The sequence below is a fragment of the Pseudomonas sp. SDO5532_S415 genome (assembly GCF_054071155.1).
In genome coordinates this window covers 1-4,069 of sequence record NZ_JBSVWS010000292.1, presented here as the reverse complement: position 1 = coordinate 4,069, position 4,069 = coordinate 1, and the positions used below count along the sequence as shown (strand labels likewise).

4 protein-coding genes are annotated in these 4,069 nt (G+C 59.3%); 2 read left to right on the top strand and 2 right to left on the bottom strand.

The features are described from left to right. Positions 1 to 61: 61 nt before the first annotated feature. The gene (pssA, locus tag ACW9HW_RS29285) at positions 62 to 1,405 is read right to left on the bottom strand and encodes a CDP-diacylglycerol--serine O-phosphatidyltransferase (protein WP_457402810.1); all 1,344 of its coding nucleotides are present in this window, start codon (positions 1,403 to 1,405) and stop codon (positions 62 to 64) included. Positions 1,406 to 1,621: 216 nt separating this feature from the next. On the opposite strand from pssA, the gene ACW9HW_RS29280 reads away from it, so the two are divergent. Then, entirely contained in the window at positions 1,622 to 2,185 is a 564-nt protein-coding gene (locus tag ACW9HW_RS29280; RefSeq protein WP_457402808.1) for a TetR/AcrR family transcriptional regulator, read from the top strand. A 56-nt stretch (positions 2,186 to 2,241) separates the two neighbouring features. Continuing rightward, positions 2,242 to 2,718: a nuclear transport factor 2 family protein gene (locus ACW9HW_RS29275; RefSeq protein ID WP_457402806.1), complete on the top strand. Its 477-nt coding sequence runs from the start codon at positions 2,242 to 2,244 to the stop codon at positions 2,716 to 2,718. 118 nt (positions 2,719 to 2,836) lie between these two features. Here the strand turns inward: ACW9HW_RS29275 and sfnG are convergent, their stop codons facing one another. After that, entirely contained in the window at positions 2,837 to 3,928 is a 1,092-nt protein-coding gene (gene sfnG, locus ACW9HW_RS29270; protein ID WP_457402804.1) for a dimethylsulfone monooxygenase SfnG, read from the bottom strand. Between the last annotated feature and the right edge of the window lie 141 nt (positions 3,929 to 4,069).

Sequence of the window (4,069 nt, the reverse complement as noted above, 5' to 3'; positions counted from 1 at the left end):
CACAGGGTTATGTGCCGAACACGAATCCACTGTGGGAGCGAGCCTGCTCGCGAATGCTTTTTTACAGAATGCGGTAGAGCAACCGCTCGATCCGCACGCGACTCACACGCTTGAGAAACCTGGCCACCCCCGCCGGGTACTCGGGCAATGTTTCCAGGTCCTGATAACGCTCGATGCGCGTCGTGTGCTGGAAGATCTCTTTCAACTCCTTGCGGCGGGACTCAAGCAACTCGCCTTTCGGATCATCGATCAGCAAGGCGTTTTCCAGATCGAGGCGGAACGCCCGAGGGTTGAGGTTGTTGCCGGTCAGCAAGGTGTAGCGCTTGTCCACCCACATGCCCTTGAGGTGGTACGTGTTATCGCCATCCTTCCACAGGTGCAGGTTCAACTGGCCGCTGTCGATGTTGCGCTGATGGCGCTTGGCGAACCGGCGCAGGCTGATTTCGTAGAGGTACGGCAGCGCCGCGATCACCTTGAACGGCTCGCTCGGCGGAATGTAGAAGTCGTTGGCGGTCTTGTCGCCGACCACGATGTCGATCTTCACGCCACGGGCCAGTGCCCGGTTGATTTCCCGGGTCACGGCCAGCGGCAGGTTGAAGTACGGCGTGCAGATGGTCAGTTGATGCTGGGTGCTGGCGATCAGTTCGCAAATCACCCGGCTCAGCGGGTTGTTCTTGCCCACGCCCAATAACGGGCTCACCGACAGACCGCCCTTATCTGTCGTGCCCTCGGTGGTGTCGTACGCGGCGTGCTTGAGCCGGCTGCGCAAGTCACCGATGTCATTGCGCAGGCTGCGGGTGGTCGGCAGGTTCGGCAGATCGAGACGATGCACGGCTTTGGAAGCCACCAGGCCATGCTGAACCAGATGCTGCATCGAGTCGGCCAGGGCGCGGTTGTGCAGCAGGTGGTAACGGTCGTAGCGGTATTTGTCGAATTTGTGCAGATAGACGTTGTTCAGGCTCGCGCCGCTGTAGATCACGCAGTCATCGATGACGAAGCCCTTCAGGTGCAATACGCCGAACAGTTCGCGGGTCTGCACCGGTACGCCGTAGATCGGAACTTCGCTGGCGTGGGTGCGGGTCATTTCCTGATACCAGGCCGAATTGCCCGGTTGCTTGCCGGCACCGATCAAACCGCGCTGGGCGCGCAGCCAGTCGACGACCACCACCACGTCCAGTTGCGGGCGCTTGAGTTTGGCGGCGTGCAAGGCATCGAGAATGTCCTGGCCGGCTTCATCCTGTTGCAGGTACAGCGCAACGATATAGATGCGCTGTGTGGCGCCGGCGATTTTTTCCAGCAGGCAACGACGGAACTCGGCAGCGCCAGAGAGGATGGTGACGGCATCGGCGGTCAGCGGAAAACTGCGCAGTTTTGGCAGCAGGGAGCGTTTGAAAAGCAACGGCATAGGGCTCGCAATCGGGTCGAATCCAGAGAGTTCGAGAGCTTACACCATGGATCGGCTTGGGTCTTGTTACTGTCTGTAAGGACCCCATCGCCAGCAGGCTGGCCCCCACAGTTTGAATGCGTCCACCTGTGGGAGCCAGCCTGCTGGCGATGGCAATTTATCTGACAACACAAAAACCATTTGACCAAGGAGAACGATCGTTCTACTGTTAGCCGCATGAACGATATTACTAGCAGCGACACACGCGACATCATTCTGGATGTCACCGAAAAGTTGATCTACAAAAGTGGCATTGCCGCCACGGGCATGGATCTTCTGGTGAAAACCGCCGGCGTCTCCAGAAAAAGCATCTACCGCTACTTCGCCAACAAGGAGGAGCTCACCGTCGCGGCCCTGCAACGTCGGGACCAACGCTGGATGCACTGGTACAGAAGCGAGGTCGACCAGGCTGAAACGCCGGCCGACCGCCTGCTCAACCTGTTTACCGTGCTCAAGTCGTGGTTCGTCTCCGAAGGCTTTCGCGGCTGCGCGTTCATCAACACCAGCGGCGAAACCGGCGATCCGCAAGACCCGGTTCGCCTGGTCGCCAGGGACCACAAACAGAAACTGCTCGACTACGTGTGCGAGCTGTGTACCGAACATGGCGCCGAAGATCCGCAGCTGCTGGCCAAACAGCTGCTGATCCTGATTGACGGTGCCATAACCGTGGCGCTTGTAATGGGTGATCACAGTGCCGCCGATAATGCGCAATGCATGGCGCGAAAGTTATTGGACCTGTAACAACTTAATCAAGCCCGACAACTTGCTCTAACGTTAATTTTCTACGGAGACTTGAAATGTCTAATGCCGAAGTTCGTCCGCCATTGCCGCCCTTCACCCGTGAGTCGGCCATCGAAAAAGTCCGCCTGGCCGAAGACGGCTGGAACTCCCGCGACCCGGAACGCGTGTCGCTGGCCTACACCCTGGACACCCAATGGCGTAACCGCGCCGAGTTCGCCTACAACCGCGAAGAGGCCAAGGGTTTCCTGACCCGTAAATGGGCCAAGGAACTCGAGTATCGCCTGATCAAGGAACTCTGGGCGTTCACCGACAACCGCATCGCCGTGCGTTATGCCTATGAGTGGCACGACGATTCGGGCAACTGGTTCCGTTCCTATGGCAACGAAAACTGGGAGTTCAACGAGCATGGCTTGATGGCCCACCGCTTTGCCTGCATCAACGACATGCCGATCAAGGAAAGCGAGCGCAAGTTCCACTGGCCACTGGGGCGTCGTCCTGACGACCATCCGGGGCTGTCGGATCTCGGCCTCTAAACACTGAACCAAATGTGGGAGCGAGCCTGCTCGCGAAGGGGCCGTCAGGTTCAACATTCATGTTGACTGATGCATCGCTTTCGCGAGCAGGCTCGCTCCCACAGTGTTTCTTCGGTAATCAGGCGACCGCGGCCTGGTTCAAATGCGCCTCAGACTCCAGCTTACGCACCAACGGCAACACCCGACTGCCGAAATACTCGACCTCCTCCTGAAAGTGCAGGAACCCCGCCAGCACCAGGTCCACACCCACCGCCTTGAGTGCCACGATGCGTTCGGCGATTTGCTCGGGCGTGCCGATCAGGTTGGTCTTGAAGCCATCGTTGTATTGCACCAGATCCTCGAAGGTCGATTTCGCCCAGTTGCCCTCACCTTCGGGCGACGCCCTGCCCGCCTGTTTCGCTGCGTCGCCAAAGGCATTGACCGCTTCCGGATCGGCCTGATCGATGATCTGCGCCAGTACCGCTCGCGCCTCCTCTTCGGTATCCCGGGCAATCACAAACGCGTTCACGCCGATTTTCACCGAATGATTGTTCGCCGCCGCCTTGGCGCGGATGTCATCGACCTGGGCCTTGATGCCTTCCGGCGTGTTGCCGTTGGTGAAGTACCAATCCGACACCCGCGCCGCCATGTCCCGTGCCGCGCGGGAGCTGCCGCCCTGGAAAATTTCCGGCCGGCCCAGGGGCTTTGGTTTGAGGCTGTAATGGTCGAATCGGTAGAAGTCGCCGCGAAAGGTGAAGTTGTCCTGGGTCCAGATGCCTTTGAGCGAGCGAATGAACTCTTCGGAACGGCGATAGCGTTCGTCGTGTTCCAGCCAGTGTTCGCCGATGGCCTGAAATTCGCCCTTGAACCAGCCGCTGACAATGTTCACCGCCACCCGGCCATCAGTGAGTTGATCGATGGTTGCCAGTTGCTTGGCCGCCAACGCCGGTTGCCATGGCCCCGGCAGGATGGCGGCGATCACTTTCAGCCGGGTCGTCGCGGCCAGCAACGCGTGACTGAACGCCACTGACTCATGCTGGTATTCAGCACCGTAACCGGCGGTGAAACGAATCTGCGTCAGGGCATATTCAAACCCCGCCTCTTCGGCCAGTTGTGCCAGTTTACGGTTGTAGTCGATGCCCCAGTGGGTGCGTTGCTCGATCCTGCTGACCACCAGCCCACCGCTGACGTTAGGTACCCAGTAGGCAAATTTGACGGCTTGCTGACTCATTGGCGTGTCCTCGGGACGTTGGGGAGTCCTTTGGCATGAGCAGCAAGCGTGCCAGTGCTTCGCACTGTTGTCTTGAACCAAGCGCAAACCCCTGTGGGAGCGAGCCTGCTCGCGAAAGCGGTGTGTCAGGCGACGCATCTG

What these genes read in the sequence shown, in the direction of transcription:
- pssA (WP_457402810.1), bottom strand. Translation starts at nt 1,405, where the DNA reads ATGCCGTTGCTTTTCAAACGCTCCCTGCTGCCAAAACTGCGCAGTTTT.
- ACW9HW_RS29280 (WP_457402808.1), top strand. Translation starts at nt 1,622, where the DNA reads ATGAACGATATTACTAGCAGCGACACACGCGACATCATTCTGGATGTC.
- ACW9HW_RS29275 (WP_457402806.1), top strand. Translation starts at nt 2,242, where the DNA reads ATGTCTAATGCCGAAGTTCGTCCGCCATTGCCGCCCTTCACCCGTGAG.
- sfnG (WP_457402804.1), bottom strand. Translation starts at nt 3,928, where the DNA reads ATGAGTCAGCAAGCCGTCAAATTTGCCTACTGGGTACCTAACGTCAGC.